This window comes from Streptomyces albus subsp. chlorinus (genome assembly GCF_013302895.1).
GTDB lineage: Bacteria > Actinomycetota > Actinomycetes > Streptomycetales > Streptomycetaceae > Streptomyces > Streptomyces chlorinus.
Genome location: NZ_VJOK01000001.1, coordinates 1,351,743 through 1,368,342 on the forward strand (window position 1 = coordinate 1,351,743; position 16,600 = coordinate 1,368,342).

The 16,600-nt window shown below is 74.2% G+C and carries 15 protein-coding genes and 1 pseudogene; 7 read left to right on the top strand and 9 right to left on the bottom strand.

From position 1 onward, the window contains the following. Window positions 1-226: 226 nt before the first annotated feature. The 3 genes and pseudogenes from FM076_RS06220 to FM076_RS06230 all read right to left on the bottom strand — a co-directional run. Window positions 227-772, bottom strand: a complete 546-nt coding sequence (locus FM076_RS06220) for a TetR/AcrR family transcriptional regulator (protein ID WP_243274808.1) — start codon at window positions 770-772, stop codon at window positions 227-229. A 178-nt stretch (window positions 773-950) separates the two neighbouring features. Next, window positions 951-2,627 (bottom strand): AMP-binding protein, encoded by a 1,677-nt coding sequence (locus FM076_RS06225; protein ID WP_173868914.1) that lies wholly within the window; start codon window positions 2,625-2,627, stop codon window positions 951-953. Window positions 2,628-2,761: 134 nt separating this feature from the next. Continuing rightward, a pseudogene (locus FM076_RS06230) lies at window positions 2,762-3,511 on the bottom strand (SDR family NAD(P)-dependent oxidoreductase); the annotation flags it as partial. A gap of 456 nt (window positions 3,512-3,967) precedes the next feature. Here FM076_RS06230 and FM076_RS06235 point away from each other — a divergent pair. Then, complete coding sequence (locus FM076_RS06235) at window positions 3,968-4,546, top strand: hypothetical protein (RefSeq protein WP_173868916.1); 579 nt, start codon at window positions 3,968-3,970, stop codon at window positions 4,544-4,546. A 199-nt stretch (window positions 4,547-4,745) separates the two neighbouring features. Next, a complete protein-coding gene (locus FM076_RS06240; protein WP_173868917.1) occupies window positions 4,746-5,210 on the top strand; it encodes a MaoC family dehydratase in 465 nt (154 codons plus the stop codon). 7 nt (window positions 5,211-5,217) lie between these two features. Here FM076_RS06240 and FM076_RS06245 read toward each other — a convergent pair whose 3' ends face one another. The 3 genes from FM076_RS06245 to FM076_RS06255 are packed head-to-tail and all read right to left on the bottom strand — an operon-like array spanning window position 5,218 to window position 8,424. Next, the gene (locus tag FM076_RS06245; RefSeq protein ID WP_173868918.1) at window positions 5,218-5,847 is read right to left on the bottom strand and encodes a TetR/AcrR family transcriptional regulator; all 630 of its coding nucleotides are present in this window, start codon (window positions 5,845-5,847) and stop codon (window positions 5,218-5,220) included. 42 nt (window positions 5,848-5,889) lie between these two features. Next, window positions 5,890-6,975, bottom strand: coding sequence for a Zn-dependent alcohol dehydrogenase (locus tag FM076_RS06250; RefSeq protein WP_173868919.1), 1,086 nt, complete (start codon window positions 6,973-6,975; stop codon window positions 5,890-5,892). A 30-nt stretch (window positions 6,976-7,005) separates the two neighbouring features. Beyond that, the gene (locus tag FM076_RS06255; protein ID WP_173868920.1) at window positions 7,006-8,424 is read right to left on the bottom strand and encodes an aldehyde dehydrogenase family protein; all 1,419 of its coding nucleotides are present in this window, start codon (window positions 8,422-8,424) and stop codon (window positions 7,006-7,008) included. Window positions 8,425-8,586: 162 nt separating this feature from the next. Between FM076_RS06255 and hmgA the strand changes: the two genes are divergently transcribed. Together hmgA and FM076_RS06265 are read left to right on the top strand one after the other, a co-directional pair. After that, window positions 8,587-9,972 (top strand): homogentisate 1,2-dioxygenase, encoded by a 1,386-nt coding sequence (gene hmgA, locus FM076_RS06260; RefSeq protein ID WP_173874539.1) that lies wholly within the window; start codon window positions 8,587-8,589, stop codon window positions 9,970-9,972. 77 nt (window positions 9,973-10,049) lie between these two features. Beyond that, window positions 10,050-10,811, top strand: a complete 762-nt coding sequence (locus tag FM076_RS06265; RefSeq protein WP_173868921.1) for a GntR family transcriptional regulator — start codon at window positions 10,050-10,052, stop codon at window positions 10,809-10,811. A gap of 193 nt (window positions 10,812-11,004) precedes the next feature. Here the strand turns inward: FM076_RS06265 and FM076_RS06270 are convergent, their stop codons facing one another. Beyond that, the gene (locus FM076_RS06270) at window positions 11,005-11,271 is read right to left on the bottom strand and encodes a hypothetical protein (protein WP_173868922.1); all 267 of its coding nucleotides are present in this window, start codon (window positions 11,269-11,271) and stop codon (window positions 11,005-11,007) included. A gap of 296 nt (window positions 11,272-11,567) precedes the next feature. Between FM076_RS06270 and FM076_RS06275 the strand changes: the two genes are divergently transcribed. After that, window positions 11,568-12,695 carry a DUF5925 domain-containing protein gene (locus tag FM076_RS06275; protein ID WP_173868923.1) on the top strand — a complete coding sequence of 376 codons (1,128 nt, stop codon included), beginning with the start codon at window positions 11,568-11,570 and terminating at the stop codon, window positions 12,693-12,695. Between the two features lie 222 nt (window positions 12,696-12,917). After that, window positions 12,918-13,523: a hypothetical protein gene (locus tag FM076_RS06280; protein ID WP_173868924.1), complete on the top strand. Its 606-nt coding sequence runs from the start codon at window positions 12,918-12,920 to the stop codon at window positions 13,521-13,523. A gap of 88 nt (window positions 13,524-13,611) precedes the next feature. On the opposite strand, the gene FM076_RS06285 is transcribed toward FM076_RS06280, so the two are convergent. Continuing rightward, window positions 13,612-14,004, bottom strand: coding sequence for a GntR family transcriptional regulator (locus tag FM076_RS06285; protein ID WP_173868925.1), 393 nt, complete (start codon window positions 14,002-14,004; stop codon window positions 13,612-13,614). Between the two features lie 77 nt (window positions 14,005-14,081). Beyond that, window positions 14,082-15,278: a MarP family serine protease gene (locus FM076_RS06290; protein WP_173868926.1), complete on the bottom strand. Its 1,197-nt coding sequence runs from the start codon at window positions 15,276-15,278 to the stop codon at window positions 14,082-14,084. Between the two features lie 437 nt (window positions 15,279-15,715). On the opposite strand from FM076_RS06290, the gene FM076_RS06295 reads away from it, so the two are divergent. Further along, window positions 15,716-16,600 (top strand): lytic polysaccharide monooxygenase auxiliary activity family 9 protein (locus FM076_RS06295; RefSeq protein ID WP_173868927.1); only part of this gene is annotated, 885 nt, incomplete at its 3' end.

Here is a 16,600-nt window from a genome sequence, read left to right on the forward strand (position 1 = left end):
AACATGTTGGTTGAGCTTGTCGTTCTTTCCGCCGGACCCTCACCGCCGTGGTCGCTCGCCGTTGCGGCGGGATCGCACGCGGGGGCTACGCCCCCGCGCCCCCTGGCTCGGCGCAGCGCGGGGTGCGCCCCGTAAGGGCGCGGGGAACTGCGCGAGCGACCACAACGGGCCCGCAGCCCGCAACCGGCGGCCAGGGGCAGCCCCGCTCCGGCAACAGGCGGAGGCCTCACGGCCGGAGCGCCCTCAGCAACAGATCGGCCAAGTGGTCGGCGACCTCTTGCGGGGTGAGCGGGCCGTCGGCGCTGTACCAGCTGCTGAGGTGGTGCACGGATCCGAAGTGGTAGTCCACGACCAGGTCGGCGGGCGTGGCGTCGCTGAACACCCCGCTGCGCTGGCCCTCTTCGATCAGTGCCCGGAACCGCTCGTGGTAGCGGCGCCGCTCCGCCCGCACCTGCTTGTGCTTCTCGGGCGAGAGCTGGTGCATGGAGCGGAAGAAGATCATGGCGTCGTCGAGGTTCTCGATGGTGGTGACGACGACGTCGGCGGCGGCCTGGCGCAGTCGCACCTCGACGGGCGCGTCCCGCTCGGCCAGCGCGTCGAGCCGCTCCTGCTGGAGCCGCAGCAGCCGGCCGTAGATCTCGTGGAGCAGGTCGTCCTTGGAGCCGAAGTAGTGGTAGAGGGCGCCCTTGGTGACGCCCGCCGCCTCCACGATGTCCTGGACGGAGGTGCGGTCGTAGCCGCGCTCCGCGAACAGGCGGGTGGCGGCGGCCATCAGCCGCTGCGGCACCGGCGCGGGGGTGTCGCCGCCCCAGCCGTCGTCGCCGTGCGCCGCCTGAGCGCCCCGGCGTGCCCCGTGTCCCTCACCGGCCCTGGTCGCCATGGCCGCCACCTGCCTCTCCCTCGTCGTTCCTCGGCCGGGTCGCTCGGTCTTCCCGGCGGTGCGGCGCCGCTCAACCGTCGGCCCGGTGCCGGGAGCGCAGCTCCCGTCGCAGGATCTTGCCACTGGTGGTCTTGGGCAGCTCGGGCAGGATCTCCACCTCGCGGGGGTATTTGTAGGCGGCGAGCCGCTCCCGGCAGAACGCGCTCAGCTCCTCGGGCGCCGCCGCGGCCGGGGAGCGCAGGCTGACGTACGCCTTGACGGTCTCCCCCCGGTAGGGGTGCGGGACGCCGACGACGGCGGCCTCGCGGACGGCGGGGTGCGTGTAGAGGACGTCCTCGACCTCGCGGGGCCAGACCTTGAACCCGGAGGCGTTGATCATGTCCTTCTTGCGGTCGACGACGTACAGCCAGCCGTTCTCGTCCATGAACCCGATGTCGCCGGTGCGCAGTTCACCGCCGGGCAGGGCCGCGGCCGTCTCCTCGGGCCGCCGCCAGTACCCGGGCACGACCTGCGGTCCCCTCACGGCGATCTCGCCCTGCTGCCCGAAGGGGACGGGCTCTCCCCGCTCGTCCAGGACGCGCACCACGGTGTCGGGGCCCGGGACGCCGACGGCGAGGGTGCCCGACTCCGGGTCGACGGGCGCCTCCTTGCCGGGCGGCACCGAGGCGCACGGCGCGGTGCACTCCGTCAGTCCGTAGCCGTTGGCGAGGTACGGGCCGAAAGTGGCGCGGAACTTCTCCACCAGCGCGGGCGGCAGCGGGGCTCCGCCGGAGGACAGGTGCCGGAAGGAGGCGAAGTGCTCGCGACTGGCCGCGGGGTGCGCGGCCAGCGCCATGAACGCCGTGGCGGGGCCGACGGTGAAGGCGGGCCGGTGCTCGAGGAACGCGTCGAGGACGACGCCCGCCTCGAAGCGGTAGGCCAGCACGAGCGTGCCCTTGTTGGCGATGCAGCCGGCGAGCTGGGCGACCATGCCGGTGATGTGGAAGAGCGGCGCCAGCGCGAAGACGCGCGAGCCCTCGGGGAGGCCCTGGCCGACGCGCTGGCGCTCGGCGTTGAACGCGAGGTTGGCGTGCGTGTTCATGGCGCCCTTGGGGGTGCCGCTGGTGCCGGAGGTGTAGCTGATGAGGGCGATGTCGCCGCCGGCCGGCTCGCGCCCGGCGGGCGCGGGGGCGCCGGTGCGCGCGGCGGCGAGCAGATCGGTGGTGTCGCCGGCGGGCGCGCACCGTGCGAAGTCGAGCACCCGGGCGTCGTCGCGGGTCTGCAGGTCCAGCTCGCAGGCCGTCAGGACGGTGTGCACGCCGGTGCCCTCGGCGGTCGCGCGCAGGTGGCTCTCCCAGGCGCGGTCGGAGCACACCAGCGCGCCGGCGCCCGAGTCGGACAGCACGTGGCCGACCTCGCGCTCCTTGTACATCGGGTTGACGGGCACCACCACGCCGCCCGCCTTCCAGGCGCCGAGCAGCGCGAGGACGTAGTGCGGGGTGTTCTGGAGCATGAGGGCGACCCGGTCGCCGCGCTCGATGCCGCGCCCGGCCAGGTGGGCGGCGACGGCGTCGGAGAGCGCGTCGGCCTCGGCGTAGGTGAGCCGTCCGTCGAAGTAGGCGAGGGCGGTGCGGTCGGGCACCTCGCGGGCAGCGGTGCGGAAGGCGTGCAGCAGCGTCTCGGGCGGGGTGACGGGGGCCCGCTGCGCGGGGTTGAGCTGGGCGAGCCAGGGCTTGTCCTCGTACGCGGGCGCGGACTTCGGGCTCATGCGGGCTCCCCTTCCGCCGCGCGGGGCCGTGCCGCCTCCTCCGTACGGGGGCGCACCTCTTCTTCCGTACGGGGGCGCACCGCTTCCTCTTCCTCCGTGCGGGGGCGCTCTTCCGGGCGCGCGTCGCGTATCCGCTGTTCGAGCTTGCGCTGGATGCGGTTCATGCCGCCGAGCCAGCTGTCGGTGTCCTGGGCGCGCGCCGCGTAGCTGCCGTGGGTGGTGGCGTGCGGCAGGACGAGGAAGCGTCCTTCGGCCATGGCCGCGAACAGCGCGTCGGCGACGGCCTCGGGGGCGATGGCGCCGGACCGCAGCACGAGGTCGCCGGCAATGCCGGTGGCGGCGAGCATGTCGGTGCGCACGCCCTCCGGGCAGATGGCGTGGACGTCCACCCCGCGGTGCCGGTAGGTGACCGACAGCCACTCGGCGAAGGCGAGGGCCGCGTGCTTGGTGACGCTGTAGGGCGCCGAGCCGACCATCGTCAGCAGTCCGGCCGCCGAGACGGTGGACACGAACCGGCCGCGCCCGCGCTCCAGCCAGCCGGGCAGCAGCTCACGCACGGCCCGTACGTGCGCCATGACGTTCACCTCCCAGGCCGCGTCCCACTGGGCGTCGGGCGAGAAGGGACCGCCCTCCGTGCCGATGCCCGCGTTGGCGCAGTAGACGTCGACGGTGCCGCCGAGCGCCTCCATGGCGGGGCCGGCCACGGTCGCGGCGTCGCCGGGGACGGCGATGCCGCCGATCTCGTCGGCGACGGCGCGGGCCGCGTCCGCGTCGAGGTCGTTGACGGCGACCCGGGCACCCGCGGCGGCGAATCTGCGGGCGAGGGCCGCTCCGATACCGCCGCCCGCCCCGGTGACGACGACGCTGTCGCGCGAAGACTCCATTGGCTGCGCCTCCCAGTCCGTGGGGCCCGGGCTCGTGCTCCGCGGCCCCGCTCGGGCATCCGTACGGCCCCGTTCGGGTGCGGGCGGCCTCGGGTGGCCGCACGCCCGCTCGGCAGACTAACCAGTCGGTATGTTGTTGCGGAAGGGGTGCCCGGCGATCCCGGCGACTCTCGGCGCGCACTCGGGAACGACAGCGGCCCAGGGCTCGTTCCCCTGGTGTGCGCGGCGCGCGGCGACGCGTACGCGTGACGGGTGGAGAGCCCCGGGAGCGGCTGCGTCAGGTGAGGCGGGAAACCGCCCCTTACAGGAATAGCGGGCCATATCCGGGGTAATCCGCCACGCCGAAGCAAGTGCGCGCTGTCCGCGCGAAAAAACATCGCCGGAGACGGATCCTCGACGCGGGGTCGTACGTCACATCCCCGACGACACGGGTCCTCTCCGCCGGAGGTGGGATGATTGGCCGGTTTCAGAGCGCTCGCCCGACAAGTCCGAGACCCTGACAGAGACCCGTCGCAGCGGCGGCAGGCACTGCGCAAGTGCCTCGAACGGTTCGCCCCCTACGGGCACCGCGCCACGTGGCAGCACCTGTGCAGGAACGCGGGGTTCCACCCCGACGACCGCGAACCCGACCCCGCGCTGCTCGTGGCGGCACTGGAGGAGTTGGAGGAAGCCCGCGCGGTCTGGCTCGCCTACGAGTCCGAAGTCGCCGCCCGCCGCAAACGGGAGAAGCGCGAGGGCATCAGACAGCCCACCGCGCTCGACGAGTGGCACCGCAGAACCTGGGGCGGAAGATCGCTGCTGCGGTGCGATCCGGCGCAGCCGCCCACACCGCGGCTCGCCGAGGTGCTGCGCCGCATGATCTCGGTGATGGACATGCGCGAGATCCCGCCGCAGCGCCGCGGACTGCGGCTGGACCAGGGGGTGCGCACGGAGATCCGCACGGACGGCACCGGCCGGCGCGAGGCCCGCAAACAGCACCGCCAGAGCGGCGGCCCGCGACTGGGCTTCGGCAGCCCGCTGCCCTCCCAGGGATAGCCCGCCCTTCCACGGGATGGCCCGGCCCCTGACAGGGAGCACCCCGGGCCTCTCCGGGCCACGGCCACCGCCCGGCGCAGGGAGCCGGCGCCGGGGCTGGCGCTCCGGCGGGCGGTACTGGCATGCTGACCGCCCGAGTGCTGAGCAATCGCTTATTCGGCACCGGCTTCCGGACACAGGCGCGTGGGAGGTTATTCGCATGGCGGAACCGAGGGTCTTCACCTCGGCCGACGAGCTGCGGGCGGCGGTCGGCGAGGAGCTGGGCAGCAGCGACTGGCTGGAGGTCGGCCAGAAGCGGATCGATCTGTTCGCCGACGCGACGGGCGACCACCAGTGGATCCACGTCGACCCTGAGCGCGCCGCCGAGGGCCCGTTCGGCACCACCATCGCGCACGGCTATCTCACCCTCTCCCTCCTGCCGGCCCTCGTCCCGCAGGTCATGCGCGTCGAGGGGGCGAGAATGGGCGTCAACTACGGGGTGAACAAGGTGCGTTTCCCCGCGCCCGTCCCGGTCGGCTCCCGGTTGCGGGCCCGCCTGGCGCTGACGGAGGTGAGCGAGGCGTCCGACGGCGGCGTCCAGGTGGCCGCGCGGGTGGCGGTCGAACGCGAGGGCGGCGACAAGCCGGTGTGCGTCGCGGAGAGCCTCAGCCGCTACTACTGGTGAGCCGCCGCTACCGCCGGGCCTGCCCGGCGCCGCGGTGGCCCGCCATGCGCAGGGCGAGGTCGGCGTAGAGCGCGCCGATCTCGTCCGGCGTCCTGCGGCCCTCGGGGCTGAACCAGCGGGCGACATCGATGCACAGCGACATCACGGCCAGCGCGGTGCCGCGGATGTCACAGATGTCGAACTCCCCCGCCGCCACACCGTCTTCGAGCACCCCGCGCAGGATCTCCTCGCTGCGGCGGCGCAGCACCACGATCCGCTGGTAGTGCTCCGGTTCGAGCGCCGCCAGCTCGTACTGCACGACGCGCGCCGTGGTGTGGTGCCCGGCGTGCCAGCGGACGAAGGCGCGCACGGCGCGGGCCAGCCGCTCCGCGCAGTCGGCCGCGCCCTCGACGGCCTCCTCCAGCACGGCCACCGACCGCTCGTGGCCCACCCTGCTGATGTGGAAGAGCAGCTCTTCCTTGGTCTTGTAGTGGATGTAGAGCGCCGCGGGGCTCATCCCGGCGCGGCCGGCGATGTCGCGGGTCGTCGTGGCGTGGAAACCGCGCTCCGCGAACGCCTGGACGGCGCCCAGCAGGAGCCTCCGGGCGGCGTCCGGTGTGACCCCGCCGAACGATTCATCGGTCTCGACCGTCGTCATCCGGCCAGCTTACCCCCACGATGAGCGCCCGCTTAGTCCCGGTCAGAACACCACCAGCGTGCGCCCGCCGCGCCCGGCCCGCATGGCCTCGAAGGCGGCGCCCACCCCGTCGAGGGAGACCCGCTCGGTGACCAGCGCGCCCGGCTGGAGCCGTCCCGCCCGTACGTGCCCGGCGAGCACGGGGACGTCCCGCGCCGGGTCGGAGTCCCCGTAGACACAGCCCCGCAGCTCCCGCGCGAAGTGGAAGATCTCCAGCGCGGAGAAGGAGACCCGCTCGTCCTTGCCGCCGATTCCGACCACCACCGTGCGTCCGCCCCGCCGGGTGGAGTCCCAGGCCGCGCGGATCGTCTCCGCGCGGCCCACGCACTCGATGGCCACGTCCGCCCCGAAGCCGCCCTCGGTCAGGCCCCGCACGGCCTTGGCGGTCTTCTCCCCGGCGAGCACGAAGTCCGTCGCCCCGGCGGCCCGCGTCAGCTCCTCCTTCTCCGCCGACACGTCCACCGCGATGATCCGCTCGGCGCCGGCCAGCCGCGCCGCCTGCATCGTGGCCAGTCCCACCCCGCCGGCGCCGTACACGGCGACGGACTCCCCCGCCCGCAGCCGGGCGCTGTGGTGCACCGCGCCGTACCCGGTGAGCATGGCGCAGCCGAGCAGGGCCGCGTCCTGGAGCGGCACCCCGTCGGGCAGTGCCAGGACCGCGCGCCGGGGGACGAGGGTCTCCTCGGCGAACGCGGCGACACTCAGCCCGGGGTAGAGGCCGTCGCCGCCGCGGGTGGCGGCGTACGGGCGGGTGGTCGCCTCGTTGGCGCGGACGCACAGCCACGGCTGGGACAGGCGGGCGCAGAAGTGGCACTCGCCGCAGTCGGGCGCCCAGTTGAGGACGACCCGGTCGCCGTGGGCGAGGTCCGTCACGTCCTCGCCCACGGCGACGACGGTGCCCGCGCCCTCGTGGCCGAGCACGGCCGGTACAGGCTGGCGCAGCGTGCCGTTCGCCAGGGAGAGGTCGGAGTGGCAGACGCCCGCGGCGGCGAGCCGCACCCGCACCTGGCCCGGACCGGGGTCCGGCAGGGCTATGGAGGTGACCTCCAGCGGGGCCGAGACGGCGGGCAGGACGACGGCGCGGACCATGGGACTCCCAACGGCTGGTGGCTGACCGGGTCAGAACTGGAGGGACTTGGTCTGCAGGTACTCCTCCAGACCGTGCGGGCCCAGCTCCCGTCCGATGCCCGACTGCTTGTAGCCGCCGAACGGGGCGAGCGGGTTGAAACGGCCGCCGTTGATGTCGACCTGTCCGGTCTCCATGCGGCGGGCGAAGGCGACGGCCTCCTCCTCGTCGTCGGACCACACGGCGCCGGCCAGGCCGTAGACGGTGCCGTTGGCGATGCGCAGCGCCTCCTCGGTGTCCCGGTAGGCGAGGACGGACAGAACGGGTCCGAAGATCTCCTCCTGCGCGATGGTCATCGCCGGGGTGACGTCGGCGAAGACGGTGGGCCGTACGTAGTGGCCGCCCTCCAGGCCCTCGGGGGGCTCGGTGCCGCCGGCCACCAGCCGGGCGCCCTCCTCCTGGCCGCGCCGGATGTAGCCGAGGACGCGCTCGCGCTGCTCGGCGTTGACGAGCGGGCCCAGCCGGGTGGACTCCCGCGCCGGGTCGCCCGGCACGTACCGGGCGACCGCCTCGGCGGCCAGCCGCACGGCCTCGTCGTAGCGCTCGGCGTCGACCAGCATCCGGGTCCAGGCGCTGCACGTCTGGCCGGAGTTGGACATGACGTTGGCGACGCCGGCCTTGACGGCCCGGGCCAGATCGGCGCCGGGCAGGATGACGTTGGCCGACTTGCCGCCGAGTTCGAGCGCGACCCGCTTGACGCCGCCCGCCGCGAGGGCGCCCACCCGGCGTCCGACGGCGGTGGAGCCGGTGAAGGAGAGCAGGTCGATGCCCTCGTGCCCGGCCAGCGCCTGGCCCGCGACGGGGCCGAGGCCGGTGACGAGGTTGAAGACGCCCGCCGGCACCCCCGCCTCCGCGACGGCCTCGGCGAACAGCTGGGCGACCAGCGGGGTGTCCTCGGCGGGCTTGAGGACCATGGTGCAGCCGGCGGCCAGCGCGGGGGCCGCCTTGGCGACGATCTGGTGGAGCGGGTAGTTCCACGGGGTGATGGCGCCGACGACGCCGACCGGCTCGCGCAGCACCCGGGAGTTGCCGATCCGCTCCTCGAAGGAGTACTCGGCGGCGAGCCGCGCGTAGCTGCCGCAGACCGCGACCGGGGCGGCGGCGTGCACCTTCCGGGAGAGGGTGAGCGGCGAGCCGAGTTCGGCGGTGACGGTCCCGGCTATCTCCTCGCCGCGCGCGCTCAGGATCCGCTGCAGCGCCTCCAGCCGCGCGGCACGCCGGGCGGGCGGCGTGGCGGACCAGCCGGGGAGGGCGGCGCGGGCCGCGCGCACGGCCGCGTCGACATCTTCGGGCCCGCCGGCGGGGACGGTGGCCAGCAGGCTGCCATCGGCGGGATTGGTGACCTCGATCGTCCCGGTGCCCGTCGCGGGCCGCCAGGCACCGTCGATGAACAAGCCGTCGTGAGCCTTCATGGGGCAAACCTACTGTCGGGTCAGCTACGTGTCAGCAGGGCGTCGCGGATCCCCGCCTCACCGCGCGCGGGTGCGCGGGGAGCAGGTAACCGGTTCGTTGACGGGAACCCCGCCGATTCCTATGGTCTACCACAGGATTCCTTCATGCGGCGGGAGTTGGCGATGGGCCAGGGCACCGACAGCAGCACCAGCACCAGCACAGACCGGGCACGGGAGCGGGCCCGCAAGGAGGCCGCGGACCTCACCTACCTGACCGGATTCGGCAACGAGCACAGCAGCGAGGCCGAGCCGGGCGCGCTGCCCGTCGGCCGCAACTCGCCCCAGCGGGCCCCCCTCGGGCTGTACGCGGAGCAGCTGAGCGGCACCGCGTTCACCGAGCCGCGCGCCCACAACCGGCGCTCGTGGCTCTACCGCATCCGCCCCTCGGCCGCGCACCCCCGGTTCGAGCGGATGGCGAACGGCGGCCTCGCGGGCGCCCCCTTCGACGAGACGGTCCCGGACCCCAACCGGCTGCGCTGGAACCCGCTGCCGGAGCCCCCCGAGGGCACCGACTTCCTCGCGGGCCTGTGGACGCTGGGCGGCAACGGGGACGTACGGCAGCGCAACGGCATGGCCGTGCACCTGTACGCCGCGAACGCCTCGATGACCGACCGGGTCTTCAGCGACGCCGACGGAGAGCTGCTGATCGTCCCCGAGCGCGGCGGGCTGCTGCTGCGCACCGAGTTCGGGCCGCTGTGCGCCGAGCCGGGCCATGTGGCGCTGATCCCGCGCGGGGTGCGCTTCCGGGTGGAACTGCTGGACAGTCCGGCCGACGGCGGGCAGGACCGGGCCGCGCGCGGCTACGTGTGCGAGAACCACGGCCGCCCCTTCACCCTGCCCGACCTGGGCCCGATCGGCGCCAACGGGCTGGCCAACGCCCGCGACTTCCAGGCGCCCACGGCCGCCTACGAGGATACCGGGGGCCCGGTGGAGGTCGTCACCAAGTACTGCGGCAACCTCTGGAAGGCGGTCTTGGACCACTCGCCGCTGGACGTCGTCGCCTGGCACGGCAGCCATGTGCCCTACCGCTACGACCTGCGGCGGTTCAACGTCCTGGGCTCCATCAGCTACGACCATCCGGACCCCTCGGTCTTCACCGTGCTGACCTCGCCGTCGGACACCCCCGGCCTGGCGAACGTGGACTTCGTGCTCTTCGCGCCCCGCTGGCTGGTGGGCGAGGACACCTTCCGGCCGCCGTACTTCCACCGGAACGTGATGAGCGAGTACATGGGCCTGATCGAGGGCGCCTACGACGCCAAGGCCGAGGGCTTCGTGCCCGGCGGCGGCTCACTGCACACCATGATGTCGGCGCACGGCCCGGACCGGGAGACCTTCGAGCGGGCCTCCGCTGCCGAGCTGGCGCCGCAGAAGGTGGACGACGGGCTGGCGTTCATGTTCGAGACCCGGTGGCCCGTCATCCTGACCCGGCAGGCGGCCGAGGCCGGACATCTTCAGCGGGACTACGACGCGGTGTGGCAGGGTCTGGAGCGTCACTTCACGGCCCCCTGACGGTCGCTTCGAGTCGTGGCCTCCCCCGGCCGACGGCGTCGGGGGGAGGACCGCTCCCACCCGCGGAGGCACGCCCCATGACGCCGCTGTTCACTCCGGACTCCGTCGAGCTGAACCGGAAGCTGCCGCTCTGGTACCAGGTCTCTCAGTCGCTGCGCGCCTCCATACTGGGCCGCCCGCCCCAGGCGCCGGACCGGCTCCCGCCCGAGGACCAGCTCGCCGGCCACTACGGCGTCAGCGTGCTGACCATGCGGCAGGCCCTCAAGGAGCTGGAGACCGAGGGGCTGATCAGCCGGCACCGGCGGCGCGGCACCTTCATCGAACCCGACGCGCGCCGCGCCCGCCCGGTGCGGCTGCTGGGCTCGGTCGACACGATCGTGGCCCAGCAGTCCGGCGAGCCGACCACGCTGCTGGGGCACGGCCCCGAGCCGGTGCCCGCCGAGCTGGCCGAGCACTTCCCCGGACAGCGGGAGGTGATGGCCTACCGCAGGCTCCGCCACGACCGGGACAGCGGCGAGCCCGCCAACTGGGCGGTGAACCTCATCCGCGCCGACGTGGCGGAGCGCATCGACCCGGCCCAGCTGCGCCGGGGCTGGCCGATGACCAAGGTGCTGCGGGACAGCGTGGGGGTGCGGATCAGCAGCATCACCGACACCGTCGAGGCGCGGCTGGCCGACCCGGAGACGGCGCGGCTGCTGGAGGTGCCGCTGCTGAGCCCGATCCTGCACTACACCGGGGTGACCTACGACGGCGAGGGCGAGGTGGTCGACGTCGTGCGGATCCACTACCGGGGTGACCGCTTCGCGTTCTCCGTCACGCTGGAGAACGTCTCGGACTGAGGGACCGACCGGACCGGGGGGCGGACGCGGTCCGCGGGTGGAGAAAGGACCGGCGTCCGGCCGGGAGCCGGGGGAAACCGGCTCCCGGCCGGACGCCGGGTCGAGCCAGGGGCCGGGATCGACGGGGAGCGCCGGGTGGAACCGGAGAGAGCGGCCGCCGGGACGTCCGCGCGAGGCGGTCCGGCGGCCGCCGTCAGCCGCGTCCGCCGAAGAGCGATCGGCGCAGCTTGCGCAGCGGAGCGAAGAGCGAGACCCGCGCGCTGCGGTTCCTCGCCCGGCTCCGCACGGCGTCGCGCTGCGTGATCTCCCGCATCAGCGTCGTCGCGTCCTCCGCCTCGACCTGAGGGACGGCGGGTCCTGCGAGCACGGAGAGGTGCCGGTCGAGGCGCGAACTCGTCGCGCCAGTCCCGCATTTGATCGCGGGCACTCGCGCCCTGCTGCCGACTGTTATCTGTTCCATGTCACTCCCCACCCGTACGAGGGCACCCGGCCCGGGCAGAGTAACCCTATCTCCCGACTACGACATGCGTGCATCCCGGTCACAGCATTCACCTGCCTCACAAGGCGGTTGACGCACACGGTACGCCGTCCCGGCCCCCGGCGGACACCCCGCGAAGCGCGACAAATACGGACACAGCGGCGGGAGTTCGGAAGCCGCCGGGCGCACACGGGGGCTCACGGGCTTCCCCTGGCGCGCGGGTGGCGCGCCGCGAAACCCGCGTGCGGGCCGGACCACCATGCCGGATCATGGCCTTCATGAGTACCGACCGGAAGCAGCCCGCGGTCCCGCCGCAGACCGCACCCGAACAGGCGCTGGTCTCCCGGCTCCAGATCGACGACAGCGACTCCACCGGCGACATCATCGACGCCCTCTTCCTGGGCCGCTTCACCCTGGGGGAACAACCCTACTCCCGCAGCCACACCGTGGACCGCGTGAAGAAGGGCTCCACACTCCTGCCGCCGGGCGCGCGCGTGCTGCGCGAGGCCAAGGACGACAACTCCGGCTCGGTCCTCGCCGAGGGCGACGGATGGACGGTGCGGGTCTCGCGCTGGAACCGCGGCGCCGAGGTCACGGTCACCGCGATCACCGACGAACTCGCCGACCAGCTGCTGCGGCAGGCCGTGGAGGACGCGGAGGACGAGCCCGAGCCGCAGGAGGACCAGGTCTCCATGGGGTTCTGGTACCACTCCCCCATGCGCGGCCCGCGCCGCACCTCCCGCACCATCAGCGCGGGCTCGTGGGCCGAGGTGCGGCCGAACTACACGGCCCCGGTCGCCACCGCCCTCGACGGCCTGATGGGGCTCCGCCCCGACGACATCTCCGGGCGCCTCCTCCTGCTGCACGGACCGCCCGGCACGGGCAAGACCTCCGCACTGCGGACGCTGGCCCGCTCCTGGAGCGAATGGTGCCAGGTGGACTGCGTCCTCGACCCCGAGCACCTGTTCAACAACATCGGCTACCTGATGGACATCGCCATCGGCGCGGACGACACCGACCCGGAGTCGGGCCGGTGGCGGCTGCTGCTCCTGGAGGACTGCGACGAGCTGATCCGCGGCGAGGCCAAGTACGCCGCGGGCCAGGCGCTCTCACGGCTGCTCAACCTCACCGACGGACTGCTGGGACAGGGCCGCAACGTGCTGGTGGGCGTCACCACCAACGAGGACCTGGAGCGGCTGCACCCGGCCGTGGTACGGCCCGGCCGGTGCCTGGCCCGCATCGAGGTCGGCTCCCTCACCCGGGACGAGGCCGTCTCCTGGCTGGGCACGGACGAGGGCGTCGGCCGGGAGGGCGCCACCCTCGCGGAGCTGTACGCCCTGCGGAAGGGCAAGCCCCCCGCCCACGTCCCCGGGCAGGAGCGCTCAGGCGCCGGCCTGTACCTGTGAGCCGTCGCGGCCTGTGCATGTGAGCGGGTGCCGCCTGTGAGCGGGTGCCGCGCGTGGTGGATGTCCGGACGCGCCTGGCGGGACGTCCGGACGCGCCTGGCGGACCTGGTCCCGGCCCCCTCCGCACACCTCCTGAGGGGGACCGGGAGCCTGCCGGGACAACCATCACCCCCGCTCGGCTGTCTGTTACGGCAACAGCCCGCACCCGGGGGAGGACCCACCATGCGCCGCACCCGCACCGTCGCCGCCCTGACCACCACCGCCGCCGCCCTCACCGCACTCGCCGCCACCGCCACCACCGCCACGGCGGCGGCCGGCCCGGGCTTCCTGGAGGCGGACGACCTGCCGCCGCACGCCACCTCCCCCTGGTACACGGGCGAGGTCGCCAAGGGCCTGCCCGACCCGGAGCCCTTCTGCGTCGACGGGGTGGTCCCTGACTCGGGGAAGACCTACCACCGCCTCTTCGGCACCGACTACGACACCCATGCCTCGCAGATCGGCGTCACGACGGCCTCCCGGCAGGCCGCCACCAAGCTCGCCGCGAAGCTGGAGTCGCGGGTGGCCGGCTGCGCGGCCGACTGGCTGCGGAAGAACCCGGGCAGCTCCGCGTCCTGGGACGACTACGGCAGGGTCGAGGCGGGCGACAGCGCCCACGTCTACGGTGTGCACACCGCACCGCCCGAGTCGGAGCACGGGGTGAGCCTGTTCGCGGTGGTCCGCAAGGGCGCCAAGGTCACGGTGGTGCGCTGGGCGGAGATGGGCACGCTGGCGCACGCCCCGGTGGACGCGTTCCGTATGACGACCACCAAGGCGGCGGCCCGCCTCTGACCGCCCGGCGGCGCTCGCCACCGGACCGCGCGCCCGGCGGCGCCGCCCTGCGCGGCTCCCGCCCGCCCCTGCCCGCCGCTCCCTGTCGCTACCTGCCGTAGGCGGCGCGCAGGGCGTCGCGGGCGGCGGCGCCGGCGGCGTCCTCGGTGATGCCGAGGCGGCGGGCCCGGGCGGCGAACGTCTGCGCCGCCTCGGCCAGCTCCCGCTCGGCGACCCCGCCCGCGGCGGCGACGAAGGTGCCGTTGCGGCCACGGGTCTCGATGACGCCGTCGGTCTCCAGCGCCCGGTAGGCCTTGGCGACGGTGTTCGCCGCGAGCCCCAGCTCCTCGGCCAGGCCGCGTACGGTCGGCAGCTTGTAGCCGGTGGGCAGGTCGCCACCGCGCGCCAGCGCGGCGATGTGCGCGCGCACCTGCTCGTAGGGCGCCTCGGGCGCCTCGGTGTCGATGGTGAGGCGCAGGACGTTCGATGGGTTCCGCGGCACGGGACCTCCGGGGAGCGAGCGGTCGTCACGGTGATTGTCCCCCACCGCGACGAGGCCGGGCCGGCGGCGGCCCGTGGTCACAGGGCCGAGCGGTCCCCGGTGTCCACGGGTTCGTGGGCGCCGGCGGCGCTCCGCGCGGCGTCGCGCACCTGCGCGGCCGTCAGCGCGTAGCCCGTGCTCGCGTCGGTGGTGGAGCGGGCGAAGACGACGCCGTACACCCGCCCGCCTGGCGTCAGCAGCGGCCCGCCGGAGTTCCCCGGCCGGACCTGGGAGCGTATGGCGTAGATGTCGCGGGTCGTCAGCTCGTCGCCGTAGATGTCCTGGCCGCGGGCGGGGGTGCGGGCGGCCACGGCGGCGGCGCGCAGGTCGAGGCCGCCGTTCTCGGGGTAGCCGGCGACCACGGCCTGGTCACCGCGGTCGGCGTCGCCGGCGAAGGGGAGGGCGGGCGCGGTGAGGCCGGGGACGTCCAGGACGGCGATGTCCTTCTCCGGGTCGAAGAGGACGACACGCGCCGCGTAGGGGCGGCCCGTCCCGGCGACGCGGACGGTGGGCGCGTCCACTCCGGCGACGACGTGCGCGTTGGTCATCACATGGCCGCGTGCGTAGACGAAGCCGCTGCCTTCCTGGCCCTGCCGGCCGCCGTCCACGTCGGCGACGCCCTCGACCTTGACGGTGCTGCGCTGGGCCGCCGTCGTCGCCGCCGGGGTGACCGAGTCGCCGGAGGGTTCGGGCACCGAGGCGCCCGGCTCCTGCTCGAAGGGGTTGAAGACCGGCGGGAAGCCCGCGGTGGTGAGCGCGCCGGTGGCACGGTTGAACCAGGTGGCCGCGCTGCCCGGCATCCTCTCGTGCACGCCCTCCAGCAGGGCGGAGCCGCGTATGGCCTGGTTGAGCGCGGGCGAGGGCGAGGCGGCCAGCGCGCTGCCGGCCATCCAGCCGACGACGAGCACGGCGACGACGTTGACGAGGGCACCGCCCGCCCCGTCCACCCAGCGCGCCGGGGTGCGGCTGAGCGCCTGCCGCAGCCGCCAGCCCAGCGGCGCGGCCAGGGCGTGCCCGCCGAGCGCGGGCACCAGCACGGTCAGCAGGGCCAGGACGGTGGCGCCCGTCGTCCCCCGGTCGACCAGGTCGAGGACGTAGGGCAGCAGCCAGACGCCGAGCACGGCGCCGCCGACGAAGCCGGCCAGCGAGACGAGCCCCGCCACCAGCCCTCGGCGGAAGCCCGAACCGGCGTAGCCGAGGGCGGCGATGATCAGGAGCAGATCCAGCAGGTTCACGGCTCCGCTCCCTTCTGGTGCGCGCTTTCCCGTGGTGCGCCTTGCGCGCCTTCCCGTTGCGCGGGGCCCGGGTTCTTCGAGGTGCTCGGTGCTGCCGGGTGTGCGGACAGGTGTGTGCGAACAGCGGTCTGTGCGAAGAACGCCGGATACCGGCTTCTGGTTCCCGCGTGTGACAGAGGGCACCCGGACCGTCGTCGGTGCGGGCGCCTTCCCCCTGCCTGTGCCGCCCGTGCCCGTGCCCGTTCCTGTGCCGCCGCTCAACCCCTCCTTAAGCGAGCCCTAAAGATCGCCGGACCGGGCGCCGAAGCCCCCCTCCGGGCGTGCGCCGTGGCTAACGTGCTGGTCGCCGGGGCGGGTTCACGGCCGGGCCGCAGGGGAGGCGGCGGACCGTGGCCCGGCCCGGACCCCCACGTCCCCGTTTCGAGGAGCCCTTCATCATGACCGTTCGCCGCGAGGCCGCCGCCGGATTCGTCCGCAAGGCCACCGGAATCGCCCTGCTGGGTCTCGCCCCGCTGGCGCTCACCGTGGTCCCCGCGGGCACCGCCGTCGCGCACGGCTCCATGGCCGACCCCGTCAGCCGGGTCTCGACCTGCTTCGCCGAGGGGCCGGAGAGCCCGGAGTCGGCGGCGTGCAAGGCGGCCGTCGCGGCGAGCGGGCCGCAGGCGTTCTACGACTGGAACGAGGTCAACATCCCCGACGCTGCGGGCGAGCACCGCCGCATCATCCCGGACGGCAAGCTGTGCAGCGCCGGGCGGGACAAGTACAAGGGGCTGGACCTGCCGCGTGCGGACTGGCCGGCCACCGCGATGACCGCGGGCGAGCACACCTTCACCTACAAGGCCACGGCCCCGCACAAGGGCACCTTCGAGCTGTACCTCACCAAGGAGGGCTACGACCCGGCGAAGCCGCTGAAGTGGTCCGACCTGGAGTCCGCACCATTCGCGAAGGTCACCGACCCGACGCTGAAGAACGGCAGCTACGTCATCGACGCCACCGTGCCCGAGCGGTCGGGACGGCACCTGGTCTACAGCATCTGGCAGCGCTCGGACAGCCCGGAGGCGTTCTACACCTGCTCGGACGTCACCTTCGGCGGGAAGAGCGCCGCCGGGGGCCGCGCCGCGCCCGCCCGGCCGGACGAGCGGCAGATCGAGGCGGGCCGCCCCAAGTCGACCGTGGACCACGCCGGGCACGGCGGCGACGGGCACACCGCCCGGGACCAGGCGGGGCACACGGGCCACCCGGGCCACGGCGGCCATCCGGACGGGACGGCCCGGGACCGCGCCGACGGCGCCCGGGACGCCGACGCGCCCGCACCGCAGGGC

Excerpts from the sequence above, each read along its gene's own strand:
- FM076_RS06220 (WP_243274808.1), bottom strand. The coding sequence starts at position 772 with ATGGCCGCCGCCACCCGCCTGTTCGCGGAGCGCGGCTACGACCGCACC.
- FM076_RS06225 (WP_173868914.1), bottom strand. The coding sequence starts at position 2,627 with ATGAGCCCGAAGTCCGCGCCCGCGTACGAGGACAAGCCCTGGCTCGCC.
- FM076_RS06240 (WP_173868917.1), top strand. The coding sequence starts at position 4,746 with ATGGCGGAACCGAGGGTCTTCACCTCGGCCGACGAGCTGCGGGCGGCG.
- FM076_RS06245 (WP_173868918.1), bottom strand. The coding sequence starts at position 5,847 with ATGACGACGGTCGAGACCGATGAATCGTTCGGCGGGGTCACACCGGAC.
- FM076_RS06250 (WP_173868919.1), bottom strand. The coding sequence starts at position 6,975 with ATGGTCCGCGCCGTCGTCCTGCCCGCCGTCTCGGCCCCGCTGGAGGTC.
- FM076_RS06255 (WP_173868920.1), bottom strand. The coding sequence starts at position 8,424 with ATGAAGGCTCACGACGGCTTGTTCATCGACGGTGCCTGGCGGCCCGCG.
- hmgA (WP_173874539.1), top strand. The coding sequence starts at position 8,587 with ATGGGCCAGGGCACCGACAGCAGCACCAGCACCAGCACAGACCGGGCA.
- FM076_RS06265 (WP_173868921.1), top strand. The coding sequence starts at position 10,050 with ATGACGCCGCTGTTCACTCCGGACTCCGTCGAGCTGAACCGGAAGCTG.
- FM076_RS06270 (WP_173868922.1), bottom strand. The coding sequence starts at position 11,271 with ATGGAACAGATAACAGTCGGCAGCAGGGCGCGAGTGCCCGCGATCAAA.
- FM076_RS06275 (WP_173868923.1), top strand. The coding sequence starts at position 11,568 with ATGAGTACCGACCGGAAGCAGCCCGCGGTCCCGCCGCAGACCGCACCC.
- FM076_RS06280 (WP_173868924.1), top strand. The coding sequence starts at position 12,918 with ATGCGCCGCACCCGCACCGTCGCCGCCCTGACCACCACCGCCGCCGCC.